Below are 17760 nucleotides of genomic sequence, written 5' to 3' on the forward strand. Positions count from 1 at the left end.
CGGGATCAGCCGCGGGCGAGCCGCAGGGCGATGCCGTCGAGGATGTCGTGCTCGCTGACCACGACCTCGTCGAGGCCGAACTCGTCCATGAGCACCCGCAGGATCAGCGCGCCCGCGCCGATGACGTCGACCCGGCCGGGGTGCATGACCGCCAGCGCCGCCCGCTCGGCCCGCGGCATCGCCAGCAGCGTCTCGCTGACCCGGCGGACGTCGGCCAGGGGGATGCGGGAGCCGTGGATGGCCACCGGGTCGTAGGCGGGCAGGTCGAGGGCGAGTGCGGCGACGGTGGTGACCGACCCGGCGAGCCCGACCAGGCTCGCCGCCTCGGCGACCGGGACCACCTCGGTCACCAGGGCGAGCGCTGCCCGGATGTCGTCGACGGTGGCCTGCACCTCGGCGGACGACGGCGGGTCACCGTGCAGCCGGCGCTCGGTCAGCCGCACGCAGCCGATGTCGACCGACCGCGCCGCCCGCAGCCCGGAGGCGTCGCCCAGCACGAACTCCGTCGACCCGCCGCCGATGTCCACCACGAGGAACGGCGCCCGTGGCGCGGGGGTGCCGTGCGCCGCGGCCGCCGACTCCAGGGACGCCGTCGCGCCGAGGAAGGAGAGCTCGGCCTCCTCCCGACCCGGGACGACGTCGGGCAGCCGCCCGAGCGTGGTCAGCACCATCTGCTCGAAGTCGGCGCGGTTGGCGGCGTCGCGGGTGGCACTGGTCGCCACCATGCGGACGTCCTCGGCCCCCAGGTCGCGGGCCGTCGCCGCGTACTCGGCCAGCACGACGCGGGTGCGCTCGATGGCCTCCGCCGCCAGCCGCCCGGTGGCGTCGACGCCCTGGCCCAGCCGGACGACCTCCATGCGCCGCACCAGGTCGGTGGCCCCACCGGTCGGCGGGACGTCGGCGACGAGCAGGCGGATGGAGTTGGTGCCGCAGTCGATGGCGGCGACCCGGGTCACGCGGACTCCTCGGGGAGCGCGCAGGGGCCCTTCGCCCACCACTCCCCCATCTCGGCGACCGCGCGGTCGCCGATGGGGTTCACCCCGGGTCCGGCCGCCAGCGCGTGACCGGCCAGCGCGTGCAGGCACTTGACCCGGTCGGGCATGCCGCCGGCCGTCGCGCGGGTGGGGAGCACGTCCTTGGCGTCCCGCTCGGCCAGGTAGGCCTCGTGTGCCGCCCGGTACGCGGCGGCCAGCTCCGGGTCGGTGGCGAGCTCGTCCTGCCACTCGCGCATCCGGCCGGCCGACTCGAGCCGGCTGGCGGCGGCCGAGGCGCGGGGGCAGGTGAGGTAGTAGAGCGTCGGGAACGGGGTGCCGTCCTCGAGCCGCGGCGCGGTCTCCACGACGTCGGGCTGCCCGCACGGGCAGCGGTGCGCGACGCCCTCGAGGGCGCGCGGCGACCGGCCCAGCTGCCGCTCGACGACGTCGCGGTCGGCCGGGGTGATCGGCTCGGTCACTCCTGGGGCTCCTCGGGCAGGTCGCCGTCGGCCCGGGCGACCGACTCCATCAGCCCCTGGAACCACGGCTGCGGCTCCGCGGGCGTGGCCGCCTCGTCCAGCGTCCCGGCGTCGCCCTCGACCGCCTCGCCGTCGACGACGACGACCAGCCGGTCACCGGGCAGCACGTAGGTGAGCCGCTCGCGGGCCTGCTGCTGCGTCCACGCCGGGTCCCGCTGCCGTTCCAGCTGGGCCTCGAGCTCGGCGGCCCGCCGGTCGAGGGCCTGTCCCTCGGCGGTGAGCTCGACCAACTCCTGCTGTCCGGCCAGGTACTGGCGGAGGGGGCCGGCCAGGGTCAGCGCGAGCAGCAGGACCAGCGCGCCCAGGAGCACCGCCCGCCCGGTGAACAGCGGACGCCGGCGGACGGCCGCCGCGGGGGCGGTCCGTGCCGGCCGGCGCGCGGCGCGGCGCTCCCCCGGCCGCCGCGCCGGGTGCGGCGTCCCCGCCCGCAGCCCGGTGCGCACCGGGCGGGTCGTGTGGACCCGCGGTGCGCGACCGGTGCTGCGGGAGCCGGGCGGCGGTGTCCCGCCGCGCCGGCCGCGGACGCTGCTCATGTGCGACCGATCAGCCCGGGGTCAGGCGGGGGAAGGCCGCCGCACCGGCGTAACGGGCGGCGTCGTCGAGCTCCTCCTCGATGCGCAGGAGCTGGTTGTACTTGGCCACCCGCTCGCTGCGGGCCGGGGCGCCGGTCTTGATCTGCCCGCAGTCGGTGGCGACGGCGAGGTCGGCGATCGTCGTGTCCTCGGTCTCGCCGGAGCGATGGCTCATCATCGAGCGGTAGCCGCTGCGGTGGGCGAGGTTGACCGCGTCGAGGGTCTCGGTGAGCGTGCCGATCTGGTTGACCTTCACCAGCAGCGCGTTGGCCGCGCCGCGGGCGATGCCGTCGGCCAGGCGGGTCGGGTTGGTGACGAACAGGTCGTCGCCCACCAGCTGCACGCGCTCACCCAGCGCCTGGGTGAGCGAGATCCAGCCGTCCCAGTCCTCCTCGTCGAGCGGGTCCTCGATCGAGACGATCGGGTAGCCGTCGACCAGGCCGCGGTAGTAGTCGACCAGGTACTCCGCCGAGCGGGTCTGGCCCTCGAAGTCGTAGCCGCCGTCGGTGTGGAACTCGCTCGCGGCGACGTCGAGGGCGAGGGCGATGTCGGTGCCCAGCGAGTAGCCGGCCTTCTCCACCGCCTCGGCGATCAGGTCGAGCGCGTCGCGGTTGCTCGGCAGGTCGGGAGCGAAGCCGCCCTCGTCGCCCAGGCCCGTGGCCAGGCCGCGACCCTTCAGCACCGCCTTGAGCGCGTGGTAGGTCTCGGTGCCCATCGCCAGCGCCTCGGCGAAGGTGGCGGCGCCGATCGGCGCGATCATGAACTCCTGCACGTCGACGTTGCTGTCGGCGTGGGCCCCACCGTTGAGGATGTTCATCATCGGGACGGGCAGCAGGTGCGCCGACGGACCGCCGACGTAGCGGAACAGCGGCAGGCCGGTGGAGTCGGCGGCCGCACGGGCGACGGCGAGGCTGACACCCAGGATCGCGTTGGCGCCCAGGCGTGACTTGTCCGGCGTGCCGTCGAGGTCGATCAGCCGCTGGTCGACCAGCCGCTGCTCGGTCGCCTCGTAGCCGACGAGTTCGGGGCCGATGACGTCGAGGACGCCGTCGACGGCCTTGGTGACGCCCTTGCCGCCGTAGCGGCTCCCACCGTCGCGCAGTTCCACCGCCTCGAAGGCGCCGGTGGAGGCGCCACTGGGGACCGCCGCGCGGGCGATCGTCCCGTCGTCGAGGGCGACCTCGACCTCAACGGTGGGGTTTCCGCGCGAGTCGAGGATCTCCCGCGCGCCTACGGCATCGATGCTCGGCACGGGGGCAGCCTAACCAGCCGCCCGCCGGCGACCGGGACGCCTCGCTCCGCGACCCCCGATCGAGCGTCCGGCCCAGGGCGGCGTCGGGCAGGTGCACGGCGGCGAAGAGCAGCCGGTTGCGGCAGTCGTAGCGGGAGTACAGGGCCGACGTGCCGACGCCGTCCTGGGTGCCGCCGACGAGGTGGGTCACCTCGAGATCCCGGCGCACGACGGTCCGGCCGCCCGCGGCGACACCCGCAGGTTCAGGTCGATGTACTCCCAGTACATGAAGTAGCGGTCGTCGAAGCCGCCGGCCCGCTCCCGGAGGGGCAGGGAGAAACGGTGGTCATCCGCGAGCCAGCGCCAGGGCGTACTCCGGCCAGAACTGCCCGGCCACCGGACCGCCGTTGCACGTGCCGTCGGACTCACCCGGTGCCTTCACCCAGACGAAGGCGTCCACCAGTGGGTTGCCGGTCCGCGTGGTGGTGGGCTCACCGAGCGCGCGTCCGGCGGGGTTGCACCAGTCGTCGCCCGGGCCGTTGCCGTTGCGGCTGGTGTCCACGACGAAGTGCGCGCCGCCGAGCCGGGCCGACAGCGCGCTGCCGTAGGCCACGTTGTCCGCCGTGGTCCCGAAGTTGGAGACGTTGAGCGCGAAGCCGTCGGCCTGGTCCACGCCTGCCGCCCGTAACCGCTGGGCCATGGTCGAGGCGTCGATCCAGTGGGCGTGCCCGGCGTCGAGGTACGTGTGCGTTCCCGGGTTGGCCTCCAGGACGCGGACGGCGGCCAGCAGCATGCGCACGCGCTCGTCCGCATCCCCGCACAGGTGGGCGAGGGTGTCCGGCTCCACGATCACCACCGCCTCGGCGGCGCCGATCCCGGCGGCGACCGCACGCACCCACGCGTCGTACGCCGCCGCCGACTGCGCGCCACCGGACGCCGACGAGTACCCGCCGCAGTCGAGACCCGGCGCGTTGTAGGCGACGAACACCGGCACCCCCCCGGCGGCTCGCGCCTCGGCCACCCGCTGGCGGACCACCGAGGCGACGTCGCCGCTCCAGGCCCCGAGCCATATCGCGGTGGGCACGCTCGCCATCCGCGCCAGCAGGGCCGCATCGGCCGGCCGGCTGCCCTGCAGGCGTGCGGCCGCCTCCGCCGCGCTCGCGTGGCGTCCGAAGAGGGTGTCCCCGGCCAGCGGGTTCGCCGACGGGTCGCCGGCCGACCGCGCGCCGGCCAGGATCTCGGCGACCGGCTCCACCGGCTCGGCCGGCGCGGGTGCCTCGTCCGAGACCCCGGCGTCCGGGACCGCGTCCGGCGCCGGACCGGCCGGCGGGACCTCGACCGCCGCCGGCGAGGCGGGCGCGGTGGCCAGCTCGGCGCTCGGGTCCGTGGTCGCCTCGGTGGTCGGCTCCGTGGCCGGGAGTGTCTGCTCCACCGCCTGCGGGGCGGGCGCCGACGGCGCCCCGGCCAGCGGGTCGCAGGCGGTGAGCGCGGGCACCAGCAGCGCCGCGACCAGCACCGAGCGCGCCCGCCAGGTGCGGTCCCGCGTCAGCCGGGCGGGCGATGGCAGGACCGAAGAGCTACGACCATCGGGTGACGAAGCGGTCACACTACGTAGGAGCACTGGCACAAAGTAGCCGTCCGACTTCGTCTTGTCACGACAAATCGAGACAGCTCCGTCACAAACGGACGGCCAGAGTGGGCTCTCTCAGGCGGGTCGGAGTGCCAGGACCGACACCGTGAGCGGTGGGAGCCGGAGCGACACCCGCCCCTCGGCGGTGCGCTCGGATCGGATCCTCTGCGGCGCCTCGAAGGGAGCCGCCGGATCGCTCTGGAAGAGGTCGAAGGCCCGGTCCGGCGTGCCGCGCACCACGAGCTCGAGGGAGGTCTGCTGCGTCTCCGACTTGTTGATGAGCACGACGTTGTGGCCGCCGGCCTCGTTGCTGACGGCGAACACCTCGACGGCCGGGTCCCCCGGCCCGGCGACGTCGAAGAACTCGTCCGCCATGTGCGGCCAGATCTTCGCCCCGGTCCAGGCCGCGATGCCCCAGAAGGCCGGCATCGGACTGCTGTCGGGCTGCTGCACGCCCCCGGAGTCCGGATGGTGCGCCGTGTTGCCGTCGTACTCGTTCTGCACCATCACGCCCAGCGCCCGGTTCTGGGTGGCGTAGGGCATCGCCGCTCCCCCCGCCCGCATGACATGGCCGGCGACCGAGGCGATGAAGACGGTGTTCACCGCGGTGAAGAACCGGCCGTTGACCAGCTCCCCGGAGGCCGGCGACACGAAGCCGCCGTCGGCCTCGGGCGTCCCGTCGTTGCTGCGCCAGCTCAGGTTGTACTCGTCCACGTTCACGCGCTCGGGCAGCCCGAGTGTGCGCAGGTCGGCCCGGACCTCCCGCACCTCGTCGCCCCAGACCGGCGTCCTGCCCAGCGCGGCGCGGGTCGGCAGGCTCTCGGAGCCCATCGCGTAGTGGTGGTAGTCGATGCCGGCCAGCCGCGACTCCCCCATCGCTGCGGCGAAGGTCCGGAGCGCGACGCGGTCGTAGGTCGTCCAGACCGGGCCCCACACCGTCATGTCCGGCACCAGGCGGCTGCCCTCGGCGTGGATGATGGCGGCCACGTCGATCGCGGCGGCCAGCGATCCGCCTTCGGTGTTGTCAGGTTCGTTGGGCGACGAGTACTCGATCATGTCGTCGCCCAGGGCGGCGATGATCCGTTCCGCGTCGCCGGGCTGTACGTCGATGTCGGTGGTCCGGCCACCGATGACGGCGAGCACCCGGTAGCCCCACGACCGGTACAGATCAGTGAGCGCCGGGACGTCCAGGTCCGTCGGCCCGCCCGTCGCACTGCTGGTCACCCGCCCGTCCCGCCAGCCGACGGGGAGCCGGACGTACCGGGCGTCCAGCCGGCGCTCCGCTTCCCGCTGGGCCCGGCTGCCGAGGGCCGTCGCCCCGTACGTCGACACCCCCACACCCATGGCGTACGGCGTGGTGGTGGAGACCGGGCGCCCGAGGTCCACCGTCGCGGTGGATCCGCGGCCCTCCGGCCTCGTCGACTCCGTGCCGGACCGGCAGCCGAGCACCGCCGCCAGGGGGAGCAGGAGCGCGCCGCCCAGCAGGGAGCGCCGCCGGAACGCGTGCTCCGGCAGCGCCCCTCCCCTGGCCGGTGCGGTCACCGGCCGCCGCTGGCCAGGACGGCGTCGATCGTCTCCGGGGTGGCGTCGTACTTGTCGGCCAGGTCGTCGACCGTCATGGTGCCCCGGTCCGCGCGGATCCCTTCTACCTGTCCGTTGGTCAGTCCGGGGAACTGCACGCTGGGCTCGGTCATGAAGACGTCGAGCGCACGGCGCTCGGCCGCCAGCTCCGCCGCCACGCGGGCGTCCTCGGCCGCCTGGATGTCTGCCTGCTCGGCCAGGGACCGCACCCGACGCACCTCGACCCGGTCCTCGCCGGACCCCTCGGCCCACACCAGCTCGCTGTGCTCGTACGCCTCGACCACGATCGGTCCAGCGTTCTTGGCGACGTCCTCGGACCACATGAGGTAGTCGATGCCGAGGTAGTCCCCGCCCAGCTGCTCGGTGACCGCGCCGTCGGAGTCCACCTTGTAGAACCAGACGACGTCCTCGGCGTCCCACCCCGCTTCCACGAAGTCGTTCCACAGCGCGTTGCCCACCACGATCGTCGAGTCCTGGGGCAGGTCCTCCGCGGCGAAGTCCACGGCTGACGTGGCGACGTCGTTCGCGTCGTCGGTCCAGGCGACGGCGTAGGTGTAGCGCCAGTCGGCGAACTGCGCCGCCGCCACGGCCAGGACGGCCAGCATCGCCGTCCCGGCGGCCAGCCGCACCGGCACCGCCCGAGCCCGCATGAGCTGACGCCAGACGGCGTCGAGCAGGCCCACCACGAGCAGCGCGCACAACGGCAGGACGGCGACGACGTACATCTGCGGCAGGTAGCCGTCCGGCCGCAGCGCGACCGCGGCCGCGACGAGGACGCCGACGGCGATCGGACGCAACCGCCGGACGGCCAGCGCGACCAGCGCTGCCGCGACGCCACCGATGATCAGGACACCGCTGTCGAGGGCGAGCCAGCCGGTGAACGAGTCGTTCGCACCGTCGACCGGACCCTCGGAATCGAAGATCCAGCCGGAGCCGTCCCGGCCGCCGAGCTGGAAGGCCATCGCGTCCCAGACGGACACGTGGTCGGGGCCCGGGAACAGCTCGCTGCGGATCAGTGCGTACAGCAGGTAGACCCCGCCCGCGGCCGCCACGACGACGGAGAACCCCATGACCGCGAACGGGCGGGTCGGCCGGTAGGCGTTCTGCCACAGCGCGACGAGCAGCGCGGGCAGGAAGATCAGCAGCGTCTCCTTGCTGAGCACGGCGACGCCGAAGCACAGGCCCGCTGCCATGTAGTGACCCAGGTGGCGCTGCCGGCTGAGGGCGAGCAGGAAGGCGCCCAGCAGCCACGGCAGGGCGACGTTGTCCAGGAGGACCTGGCGGCCCTCGTAGACGACCAGCGGGTTCAGGCCCCACAGCAGCATGGCCGACATGGCCCAGCCGCGGGCCAGACCCACCCGCCGGGCCAGGAGGTAGACAAGCAGCGCGGCCACCAGCGTGTAGCCGACCATCATGATCCGGCCGGCCAGCAGGGAGGAGTTCGCGTTGCCGCCGAGCAGCATCTCCGGCAGCCACCGGACGACCGCCATCTGCAGCCAGCCGGCCGGCGGGTGGTCGTACCAGTAGGTGTAGGGCGCCAGGCTGCCGAGGTTCGACACGGCCCAGGCCTGCGAGTAGTAGGTGCCCTCGTCGTCCCAGTAACGGGGCCAGCCGGCCAGGTTCACCGAGTGCGCGACCCCGATGGCGACCAGCCCGAGGCCGACCATCAGCCGTTCGACGGTCACCGGGAGCCGACGCCGGGCAGGCTCCCCGGCCGGGAGATCGGCGCGGTGGGGGGTGCGGACGACCGGGCGGTCCAGAACGGTGCTCATGCCGCCTGGTCCTCGCTGCCGACCACGCGCAGCGGCGTGATGTGGGAGCCGGCGTGCGCCGTCTTCTCCCAGGCGAAGTCGCCGGTGAAGTACTTGCCGATCGCGCGCAGGACCGCCACGGCCAGCAGGAGCTGGTAGAAGGGCAGCGACACCAGCAGCCGCAGGTAGTCCCACGGCCGGACCGCCAGGTCCATCTCCTGGCTCCACTCGCGCAGGATCAGCATCTCGAACGCAAGCATGGTGACGGTGGGCAGGAGCGGCAGGAAGGTGATCAGCACGACCAACGGCGGCACGTTCGCCACGACGCCGGTCAGGATGGCCAGCGGCAGGACGATGCCCGAGAAGGCGACGGCGTGCTGCTGCACGAGCGTCCACCAGGCCTGGAACCGCTGCCTGCGGGTGGGGAGGTTCTTCCACTCCCCCTTGGCCAGCACCTGCATGAAGCCCAGCGCCCAGCGGGTCCGCTGCTTGATCAGCTGCGGGATGCGCTCGGGCGTCTCCTCCTGGGTGGCGAGCGCCGGGTCGTAGCCGACCACGATCTTCTTGCCGAGGCAGGAGAGCCGGACGCCGATCTCGCAGTCCTCGGCCAGGCAGTCGCCGTCCCAGCCGCCGACCTGCTCGATGAGGGCGCGCTTGGTGAAGACGGTGTTCCCGCCCAGCGGGATGAACCCGTTGAGGGCGTGGCCGTGCAGCCGCGAGCGGAACCAGATCCGGTACTCCATGCAGTTGCGCAGGCTGAACCAGGAGTCGCGGTAGTTCATCAGGTGCACCGCGCCCTGGACGACGTCGGCGTCGGTCTCGCGGAACGTCGCGTCGACGTGCATGAGCAGGCCCGGCTGGGTCAGCGACTCGGCGTCGATGATGCCGACGATCTCCTTGGTGCAGTCCAGCAGCGAGGTGTTCAGCTGCCGCGGCTTGTTCTTGACCGGGTCGTAGTTGATCGAGACCTTGACCCGCGTCGGCCAGCGCCGGGCGAGCTTCTCGGCGATCTGGACGGTGTTCAGGCCGTTGCTCATCGGCTTGACGTCGTCGTGCCCGACGGAGAAGACCACCTCGAAGTCGGGGTGGTCCTGCGCCAGGAGTCGCTCGACCGTGGAGGTCATGACCTCCTCCGACTCCTCCCGGCACGGGACGATGAGGCTGAACGAGTGCTTGGCCCTGCCCAGCTTCTGGAAGCCCACCGCCTCGTAGGCGACCGGCGACAGCCAGGCGTGCATCTGCCAGTACAGGGTGGCGCTCGCGATGACGAAGAGCGCCAGGGCGACGAGCACCAGGACCACGGAGAGAACGATCATGGCCGCACACCCACGGCCGAGCGGATCGGGGGCCGGGCGGGTGTCCGCGGTGCGGTCGGCTCGGGGCGTGCGGGCATGAGTGCCTCATTCGGGACGTGCGACAGGCCGGCCCGCGCGCTCCTCGAGGGAGGCACGGACTCCGCATCAGTCGTCAGGCTGGGGTCGTCAGGACCGGGCGACAGCAGCGCTGCTGTTTCGAACGGGCACGAACGGCGGTGTTCGCGGGGGCGTCGCCCCGACGGCTGGACTCGGCGCGTCCGACCGGAGGATCGAGCGGCGCCATCACGAGGTTGCGCGATTTCCCACCGCCGACCAACTCGGTCCGGCGGCTTTTTTCGACACACCAGGCGCCGATCACCCAGGGTCACGTATCGCGCGGCTTACCATTTAGTTGCGCGCATTATGCGTAAACAGTGTGTGACATCGACATTGCCGCCCGTCGAGGACACGCATCCATCGCACGGTGCATGGCGCCCGTCGTCGCCACCGACGCCTCGATGGAGGAGATCCAGGTCACGCCGCGTGATCGGCACCGAGGGCGATATGCCAGGGAGGGCGGCGTTCAGCTGCCGATGGCCGCCCGCCGGTCGGCCTCTCCGTCGAGCTCCCCGGCGTAGCGGCGGACCGCCTCGCGCAGCGCGTCCTCGACGTCCCAGCCGCGCGCCTGCGCCGCCGCGACGATGCCCAGCAGCTGCTCGCCGAGGGCCTCGGGGCTGTCGACGGCGAGCTCGGCGGCCCCGGGCGTGGGCAGCCCGGCCCGTCCCGCACGCCGGACCAGGGCCGCGCCCCACGACGCCGCCGGCTGCGACCGGGAGACGCCCTCGGTCGGCGAGCGCCGCTGCTTCTCCTGCTGCTTGATCTCGTCCCAGCCCGCCTCGACCTGCGCGACATCGCGCGGCCCGGCGTCCCCGAACACGTGCGGGTGCCGGCGGACCAGCTTGTCGACCAGCTCCCCGGCCACGGCGTCGACGTCGAACCGGCGCGCGGGCTCGGCCTCCGCCGCCACCCGGGCGTGGAAGACGACCTGCAGCAGCACGTCACCGAGCTCCTCGCGCATGGCGTCCGGGTCGTCGTCGACGATCGCGTCGTAGGCCTCGTGCGCCTCCTCGAGCAGGTACCCGCGCAGCGAGGCGTGGGTCTGCTCGGCGTCCCACGGGCAGCCGCCGGGCGAGCGCAGCCGGTCCATGACGCGGACGACGTCGAGCAGGCGGGCGCCGGGCGGCTCGGGTGCGGCGGCGACCACCTCGACACCGGGGAGGTCGGCCGCGCCGTCGGTGAGGAGGACGACGGCGTCGGGCCGGGCCAGCGCGGCCGCGGCGTCCTCGACGTCCTCGACCCGCCGGCCGGCCGCCCGCAGCGCGTCCGCGGTGGCGGAGGCGCCGGGCAGGGCGACCACCGGGTGGTCCCCCAGCGCCTGCCAGGCGGCGGGACCCAGCAGGCCGGGCAGACGGGGACTGACGACGACGGCGAGCGCGACGGGCACCGGCGTCAGTCCTCCGTGCCCAGGAGCCGGACGACGCCGCCCTCGGGTGCGACCACCGCACCGTCCTCCAGCTCCCCGTACCGGGGGTTCACGTCGACGTCCAGCTCGTCCTGGTACTCGGCGAGGATCTCCTCGCCGGCCGCCACCGTCTCCTGCAGCGCCGCGGCCGCCAGCTGGGGCCGGACCTCCTCGAACGAGGGGACGACCGGCTCGCCGACCACGACCACGAGCACGCCGGAGACCCCCTGCACGGACGTGGCGAAGACGCCACCGGGCGGCGTGGCCTCGACCCGGGCGGCCAGGTCGGGCGCCTGCGCGGCCAGCTGGTCGATCGCGGCGGGCTGCGGCGCCGGCGTCGTCCCCGCACCGGGGTAGGCGGCCGCGACCGCGGCGTAGCTCTCCGGGTCGGCCCGGAGCTCGGCCACCGTGGCGTCGGCCGTGGCCTGGTCGGGCACGGTGATGATGCCGAGCTCGACCCGCCGCGGCTGCTCGGCCAGGCCCTGCTCGTAGGTGGCGCGCAGGGCTGCCGCGGTCGGCTCCTCGGCCTCCCCTTCCGCCACGGCGATGGCCTGCAGCAGCGCGACCTGCCGCACGCGTTCGAGGGTGTCCTCCCGGCTGTAGCCCCGCGCTCCCGCCTCCTCCAGGTACGCCTCCGGGTCCTGTCCACCCAGGAGGGTCTGGAACAGCTCGGGAAGTCCGTCGGGGTCGGGGTCGACGCCGAAGTGCTCGGCGGCGGAGTCGAAGACCGCGGCGCGCACGAGTTCGGTGAGGACCAGCCGGTTGTAGTCGGCGCCCTCGCCGGCGGTCACCGCCGGGTCGTCCCGGCGGGCGTCGACCTCGTCCCGCAGCTCGTCGACGGTGATGGTCTCCTCGCCGACGTAGGCCGCGACGTCCGGGGAGGTCCGGCACGCGGCCAGGGCGGGCAGGGCGAGGGCGACCAGCATCCCGGCGGCCACCACCCGGGGAGCGCGAGGCATCAGCACGCCCGGCAGACTCCCACACCTGCCGCGGCCTGCGCCGCACCCCGCCCGGCCGACGGGGCCGTCCGCCGGCGGCAGTGGCCGTCCCCGGCTCGGATCAGGAGGCTGCGACGGCCACCGGCTGGTCGAGGACGGCGGTCAGGGTGGCCCGCAGGTTCTCCAGCAGCGCGATGTCGCGCAGCGGGGTCCGCCGGTCGGGCCCGACGGGCATCTTGAGCGCGATGGTCTCCACCGCCGCCTTGTAGGACGCCCCCTCGGCGAGCCGGGCGAGCCGCATCTGCTTGGACTCCGGGAGCACGACCGGGCTGATCCGGATGGCCCGGCCCTGCAGGGAGACCTCGGTGATGCCCAGCGCCCGCATGGCGACCCGGAACCGGGCGACCGCGAGCAGGTTGAGCACCGGGGCCGGCGGGGCGCCGTACCGGTCGGTCAGCTCGTCGAGCACCGCCTGCGCCTGGTCCTCGTCCGAGATCGAGGCGACCTTCCGGTAGGCCTCCATGCGCAGCCGCTCGCCCGGCACGTAGTCGTGCGGCAGGTGCGCGTCGATGGGCAGGTCCACCCGGACCTCGACCGGCTCGGCGGGCGCCTCCTCGCCGGTGACCTGGGCCCGGTAGTCGGCGACCGCCTCACCGACCAGCCGGACGTAGAGGTCGAAGCCGACGCCGGCGATGTGTCCGGACTGCTCGCCGCCGAGCAGGTTGCCCGAGCCACGGATCTCGAGGTCCTTCATCGCCACGGCCATGCCGGCCCCGAGGTCGGTGTTGTTGGCGATGGTGGTCAGCCGGTCGACGGAGGTCTCGGTGAGCGTGCGGGTCGGGTCGTAGGTGAAGTAGGCGTACGCGCGCTCCCGACCCCGGCCGACGCGGCCGCGGATCTGGTGCAGCTGGGAGAGCCCGAAGGTGTCGGCGCGGTCGACGATCAGGGTGTTGGCGTTCGGGATGTCCAGGCCCGACTCGACGATCGTCGTCGCGACGAGGACGTCGTACTCCTTCTCCCAGAAGCCGACCATGATCCGCTCGAGCTCGTGCTCCTTCATCTGCCCGTGGCCGACGGCGACGCGGGCCTCGGGGACCAGGGCGCGGATCTTCGCCGCGGCCTTGTCGATGGACTGCACGCGGTTGTGGATGACGAAGACCTGGCCGTCGCGCAGCAGCTCGCGGCGGATCGCGGCGGCCATCTGCTTGTCGGCCCAGGCGCCCACGTAGGTCAGCACCGGGTGCCGCTCCTCGGGCGGGGTGAGGATCGTCGACATCTCGCGGATGCCGGTCAGGGACATCTCCAGCGTGCGCGGGATCGGCGTGGCCGACATCGACAGGACGTCGACCGCCGTCCGCATCGTCTTGAGGTACTCCTTGTGCTCGACCCCGAAGCGCTGCTCCTCGTCGACGATGACCAGGCCGAGGTCCTTCCACCGGGTGCTGGGCTGCAGCAGCCGGTGGGTGCCGACCAGGATGTCGATGTCGCCGGCCGCCAGCTGCCGCAGGATCTCGGTGCTCTCCTTGTCCGATTGGAACCGGGAGAGCACCTTCACCGTCACCGGGAACTGGGCGACCCGCTCGGAGAAGGTCTTGAAGTGCTGGTTGGCCAGCAGCGTCGTCGGCACCAGGACGGCGACCTGCTTGCCGTCCTGCACCGCCTTGAACGCCGCGCGCACCGCGATCTCGGTCTTCCCGTAGCCGACGTCGCCGCAGATGATCCGGTCCATCGGGACCGTCTGCTGCATGTCGGCCTTGACCTCGTCGATGGCGGCCAGCTGGTCGGGGGTCTCCTGGAACGGGAAGGCGTCCTCGAGCTCGCGCTGCCAGACGGTGTCGGGGCCGAAGGCGTGCCCCGCCGTCGCCATGCGGGCGGAGTACAGCCGGATGAGCTCGCCGGCGATCTGCTTGACCGCCTTGCGCGCCTTGCTCTTGGTGTTCTTCCAGTCCGCACCGCCGAGCTTGGAGAGCGCCGGGGCTTCTCCCCCGACGTAGCGGGTGAGCTGGTCGAGGGAGTCGGTCGGCACGAACAGCCGATCCGGCGGCTGGTTCCGGCGCGAGGCGGCGTACTCGACGATCAGGTAGTCGCGCTGACCGCCGTTCACCGTCCGGCTGATCATCTCGATGTAGCGGCCGATGCCGTGCTGCTCGTGGACGACGAGGTCACCGGGCTGCAGCTGCACCAGGTCGACGGCGTTGCGCCGGCGGGCGGGCATCTTCACCGCATCGCGCATCGTCGCCCCGCGCGAGCCGGTGAGGTCGTGCTCGGTGAGCAGCGCCAGGCCGACGCCGGGGAAGGCGAACCCGGCCTCCAGGCTGCCCTGGGTGACCGAGGTGAGCCGCGGCTCGGGCGCGGCCTCGACGCCGGGGACCAGCACGGCCCCCAGCTCGGCCTCGGCGAACTGGTCCGCGGCGCGCTGGGCGGGGCCGGGGCCGGCGAAGGTGACGACGACCCGCCAGCCCTCGCGCTGCCAGCCGCGCATCGTCTCGATCGCCTTCGGGACGTCGCCGGCGAAGCGGTCGACCGTCGTGGCGTCGAGGGTCACCTGGTGCTCGTCGTCCTCGGCCTGCACGGTGAACGACCCCGTCGTCCACCACGGCAGCCCGCGGCCCCGGGCGGCGGCCTCGACGTCGGCCAGGTCGCGGAACGACGACGCCCCCAGGTCCAGCGGCGCCTCACCCGCCTCGGCCGCCGTCGCCCAGGACGCGGCCAGGAACTCCTCGGCGGTGCGCACGAGGTCCGCCGATCGGCTGCGCACCCGCTCGGGGTCGGCGACCAGCACGTGCGTCCCGGTGGGCAGCAGGTCGGTGAGCAGCTGCATCGCCTCGTCGCCGATCAGGGCAGGCGTCAGCGACTCCATGCCCTCCACGGCGATGCCCTCGGCGAGCTTGCCGAGCACCTCGATGAGGCCGGGGTGCTCCACGGCCAGCGTCGCGGCCCGGGCACGCACCTCGTCGGTGAGCAGCAGCTCGCGGCACGGCGGCGCCCACAGGCGCTCGGGCCGCTCGTCCAGCGACCGCTGGTCGGCGGCGGAGAAGTAGCGCAGCTCGTCGACCTCGTCGCCCCAGAACTCCACGCGCACCGGGTGCGGCTCGGTGGGCGGGAAGACGTCGAGCAGGCCGCCCCGGACGGCGAACTCGCCGCGCTTCTCGACCAGCTCCACGCGGGTGTAGGCGGCGTCGGAGAGCGCCCGGGCGACGTCGTCGAGGTCGGCGGAGTCCCCCGGCCTGAGCTCCACGGGGACCAGGTCGCCCAGGCCCGGAGCCAGGGGCTGCAGGACGCTGCGGACCGGGGCGACCAGCACGTCGATCGTCCCGTTCTCGCCGGGGTGGGTGAGGTCGCGGAGCACGGCCAGCCGGCGGCCGACCGTGTCGGCGCGGGGGCTCAGCCGCTCGTGCGGCAGCGTCTCCCAGGCCGGGAAGGTGGCGATGCGGTGCCCGGGCAGGAAGCAACGCAGCAGCTCGGCCGCGACGTCGGCGTCCCGCTCCCCCGCCGTCACCAGCAGCACCGGGACGCCGGCGCCCTGCGCGGTGCCGTGCGCGCGGGCGGCCAGGGCGGCCGCGACGAGCGGCTGGACCGGGGGCGGGGCGGTGACGGAGAGCTGCGCGCTCCCCGCCGCGGCGACGACGCGGGCCATGCCGGGATCGCCGAGGACGACGTCGAGCACGCCGCGCAGACTCACGCTGTTCTCACTCCTGGGATGCGGGGGCCGCACCGCTGCCGCCGAGTGCGACGCGGGGCCTCCTCCCAGTGTAAGGACAGCGGTGACGGGCAGGACCCGATCGCTCGCCCCGGCCCGTGCACCGGGGCCGGGGCGGGCGACAGCCGATCCCTGCCCCGGCCTCAGCGGACCGGCACGGCTCCGGAGAACACGGCCGGGAAGCGGAAGCCGTCGACGTCGACCGACAGGGTCACGTTCCCGAGCTGGTCCTCGGGCACGGCGAACGAGTGGACCGCGGTCGCGGTGGCGCCCGGCTCCAGGGCGCCGGCGAAGTCCACCGTCTCGTCGTCGTAGAGCGGACCGGCCTGCACCGCGGGGCTGCCGTAGGTGGCCTGGACGACGACGCCGTCCAGGGCCAGCGGCGCACCGGTGCCGTTGGTCAGCTCGAGGGTGAACACCGTCTGCGGCTGCCCGGCGAGCTCGCCGGGGCCACGTCCCTCGGTCACCCGCTGGACGGCCTCGACGACCCGCACGGATGCGCCGTCCGCCCACTCCGACGGCTCGGCGAAGGCGACCCGGGCCGCCTCGACCGTGCGCGCCGACTCCGGCACCCCCGGCCGGACGACGACGGGCTCCGCCGGCGCCTGGGTGATCGGCGCGGGCGACTCCGTCGGAGCCGGCGTCGCGTCGGGGTCGGTCAACCCCGGGTCGCGCGAGGGGTCGGCGGCAGAGGTGTCCGCCGCCGCCGGGGCCCCCGCATCACCGTCGTCGCGCAGGTTCCACGCGACCAGCGCGCCCGCCAGCACCAGCAGCAGCAGCGCGGGAAGGCCCCAGCGCCACCAGCCGGCGCGGCTGCGCGGCCGCGGTCCGGCTGGGCCGGTCACGGGGCGCTCCGCACGGCGTAGCCGGTGAACCGCACGTCGACCGGGGCGGTCGCGCTGCCCGACAGGTAGGCCGCCAGGCCCAGCGCGCCGGCCTCCTGCAGCGCCGGGGTGTCATCGGTCGCGGTCACCGTCGGCTCCGCCGGCTCCGGCGTACCGGCCGGCCACACCGTGACGGCCAGGTTCGTCGGCGCGGTGCCGGTCACCTGCACCCGCACCTCCAGCTCCGTGCCCGCGGTGTAGGTGAACCCGGGCAGCGTCACGATCGACCCCAGCACCGACTCGTTGCTCGACCCCGCGAACCGCACCGCGGCCACACCGACACTGCCGTCGGGCAACACCCGCACCCGCGCCGCGTACTCCTGGTTCAGCGCCACCCGGCGCCCCACCACGTACACGTAGGCACCCGATCCGCCCTGCGGCACCGCCGACAGCGAGAGGGACGTCCGCACGTCGGCCGCGGTCTGGGAGACCCCCGCCAGGTTCGACCCGGTGTTGTTCCCCGGACCGACCCGCAGCGTCGCCGTACCCGCCGACACCGACTGCCTCGAGCCACCGGCGCGCACCGACCACGCACCACCCACATCTGCGGTGCCCAGACCACCGGCCACCGTCCGGTCGAACGCGTCCGCGGCGATCGTGCCGTCCGCGGGCGGCGGCTCCTCGGTCCCCGGGTCCTCCGTCCCCGGGTCCTGCGTCCCCGGCCCCGGGTCGGTCGCCGGAGCGGGCACGACGGCGTCCAGGCCGGTGAACCGCACGTCGACCGGGGCGGTCGCGCTGCCCGACAGGTAGGCCGCCAGGCCCAGCGCGCCGGCCTCCTGCAGCGCCGGGGTGTCATCGGTCGCGGTCACCGTCGGCTCCGCCGGCTCCGGCGTACCGGCCGGCCACACCGTGACGGCCAGGTTCGTCGGCGCGGTGCCGGTCACCTGCACCCGCACCTCCAGCTCCGTGCCCGCGGTGTAGGTGAACCCGGGCAGCGTCACGATCGACCCCAGCACCGACTCGTTGCTCGACCCCGCGAACCGCACCGCGGCCACACCGACACTGCCGTCGGGCAGCACCCGCACCCGCGCCGCGTACTCCTGGTTCAGCGCCACCCGGCGCCCCACCACGTACACGTAGGCACCCGATCCGCCCTGCGGCACCGCCGACAGCGAGAGGGACGTCCGCACGTCGGCCGCGGTC

12 protein-coding genes and 1 pseudogene are annotated in these 17760 nt (G+C 74.0%); all 13 read right to left on the reverse strand.

The genetic code is table 11. From position 1 onward, the window contains the following. Positions 1-5: 5 nt before the first annotated feature. Positions 6-956 (reverse strand): Ppx/GppA phosphatase family protein, encoded by a 951-nt coding sequence (locus tag ACI793_RS04540; RefSeq protein WP_456605171.1) that lies wholly within the window; start codon positions 954-956, stop codon positions 6-8. Beyond that, entirely contained in the window at positions 953-1453 is a 501-nt protein-coding gene (locus tag ACI793_RS04545; protein WP_456605172.1) for a DUF501 domain-containing protein, read from the reverse strand. The genes ACI793_RS04540 and ACI793_RS04545 overlap by 4 nt, the downstream gene beginning before the upstream one ends. Further along, positions 1450-2046 carry an FtsB family cell division protein gene (locus ACI793_RS04550; RefSeq protein ID WP_456605173.1) on the reverse strand — a complete coding sequence of 199 codons (597 nt, stop codon included), beginning with the start codon at positions 2044-2046 and terminating at the stop codon, positions 1450-1452. The genes ACI793_RS04545 and ACI793_RS04550 overlap by 4 nt, the downstream gene beginning before the upstream one ends. Before the next feature lie 10 nt (positions 2047-2056). Further along, positions 2057-3337: a phosphopyruvate hydratase gene (gene eno / locus ACI793_RS04555; protein WP_456605174.1), complete on the reverse strand. Its 1281-nt coding sequence runs from the start codon at positions 3335-3337 to the stop codon at positions 2057-2059. 325 nt (positions 3338-3662) lie between these two features. Further along, positions 3663-4832 (reverse strand): glycoside hydrolase family 6 protein, encoded by a 1170-nt coding sequence (locus ACI793_RS04560; RefSeq protein ID WP_456605175.1) that lies wholly within the window; start codon positions 4830-4832, stop codon positions 3663-3665. 189 nt (positions 4833-5021) lie between these two features. After that, entirely contained in the window at positions 5022-6488 is a 1467-nt protein-coding gene (locus ACI793_RS04565; RefSeq protein WP_456605176.1) for a hypothetical protein, read from the reverse strand. Beyond that, entirely contained in the window at positions 6485-8299 is a 1815-nt protein-coding gene (locus tag ACI793_RS04570; RefSeq protein ID WP_456605177.1) for an ArnT family glycosyltransferase, read from the reverse strand. Before ACI793_RS04570 ends, ACI793_RS04565 begins: the two co-directional genes overlap by 4 nt. Further along, the gene (locus tag ACI793_RS04575) at positions 8296-9594 is read right to left on the reverse strand and encodes a glycosyltransferase (RefSeq protein WP_456605178.1); all 1299 of its coding nucleotides are present in this window, start codon (positions 9592-9594) and stop codon (positions 8296-8298) included. The genes ACI793_RS04570 and ACI793_RS04575 overlap by 4 nt, the downstream gene beginning before the upstream one ends. 562 nt (positions 9595-10156) lie before the next feature. Further along, positions 10157-11077 carry a MazG family protein gene (locus ACI793_RS04580; protein WP_456605179.1) on the reverse strand — a complete coding sequence of 307 codons (921 nt, stop codon included), beginning with the start codon at positions 11075-11077 and terminating at the stop codon, positions 10157-10159. 5 nt (positions 11078-11082) lie between these two features. Beyond that, a complete protein-coding gene (locus ACI793_RS04585) occupies positions 11083-12054 on the reverse strand; it encodes a peptidyl-prolyl cis-trans isomerase (RefSeq protein WP_456605190.1) in 972 nt (323 codons plus the stop codon). Positions 12055-12154: 100 nt separating this feature from the next. Further along, the gene (gene mfd / locus ACI793_RS04590; protein ID WP_456605180.1) at positions 12155-15715 is read right to left on the reverse strand and encodes a transcription-repair coupling factor; all 3561 of its coding nucleotides are present in this window, start codon (positions 15713-15715) and stop codon (positions 12155-12157) included. A gap of 161 nt (positions 15716-15876) precedes the next feature. Beyond that, positions 15877-16578: a hypothetical protein gene (locus ACI793_RS04595; protein ID WP_456605181.1), complete on the reverse strand. Its 702-nt coding sequence runs from the start codon at positions 16576-16578 to the stop codon at positions 15877-15879. Further along, a pseudogene (locus tag ACI793_RS04600) lies at positions 16575-17760 on the reverse strand (PKD domain-containing protein); the annotation flags it as partial. The pseudogene ACI793_RS04600 and the gene ACI793_RS04595, both read right to left, overlap by 4 nt.

This window comes from Blastococcus sp. SYSU DS0617, assembly GCF_054051075.1.

Coding starts and splice junctions, on each gene's coding strand:
- ACI793_RS04550 (WP_456605173.1), bottom strand. CDS start 2,046: ATGAGCAGCGTCCGCGGCCGGCGCGGCGGGACACCGCCGCCCGGCTCC.
- ACI793_RS04570 (WP_456605177.1), bottom strand. CDS start 8,299: ATGAGCACCGTTCTGGACCGCCCGGTCGTCCGCACCCCCCACCGCGCC.
- ACI793_RS04575 (WP_456605178.1), bottom strand. CDS start 9,594: ATGATCGTTCTCTCCGTGGTCCTGGTGCTCGTCGCCCTGGCGCTCTTC.
- ACI793_RS04585 (WP_456605190.1), bottom strand. CDS start 12,054: ATGCCTCGCGCTCCCCGGGTGGTGGCCGCCGGGATGCTGGTCGCCCTC.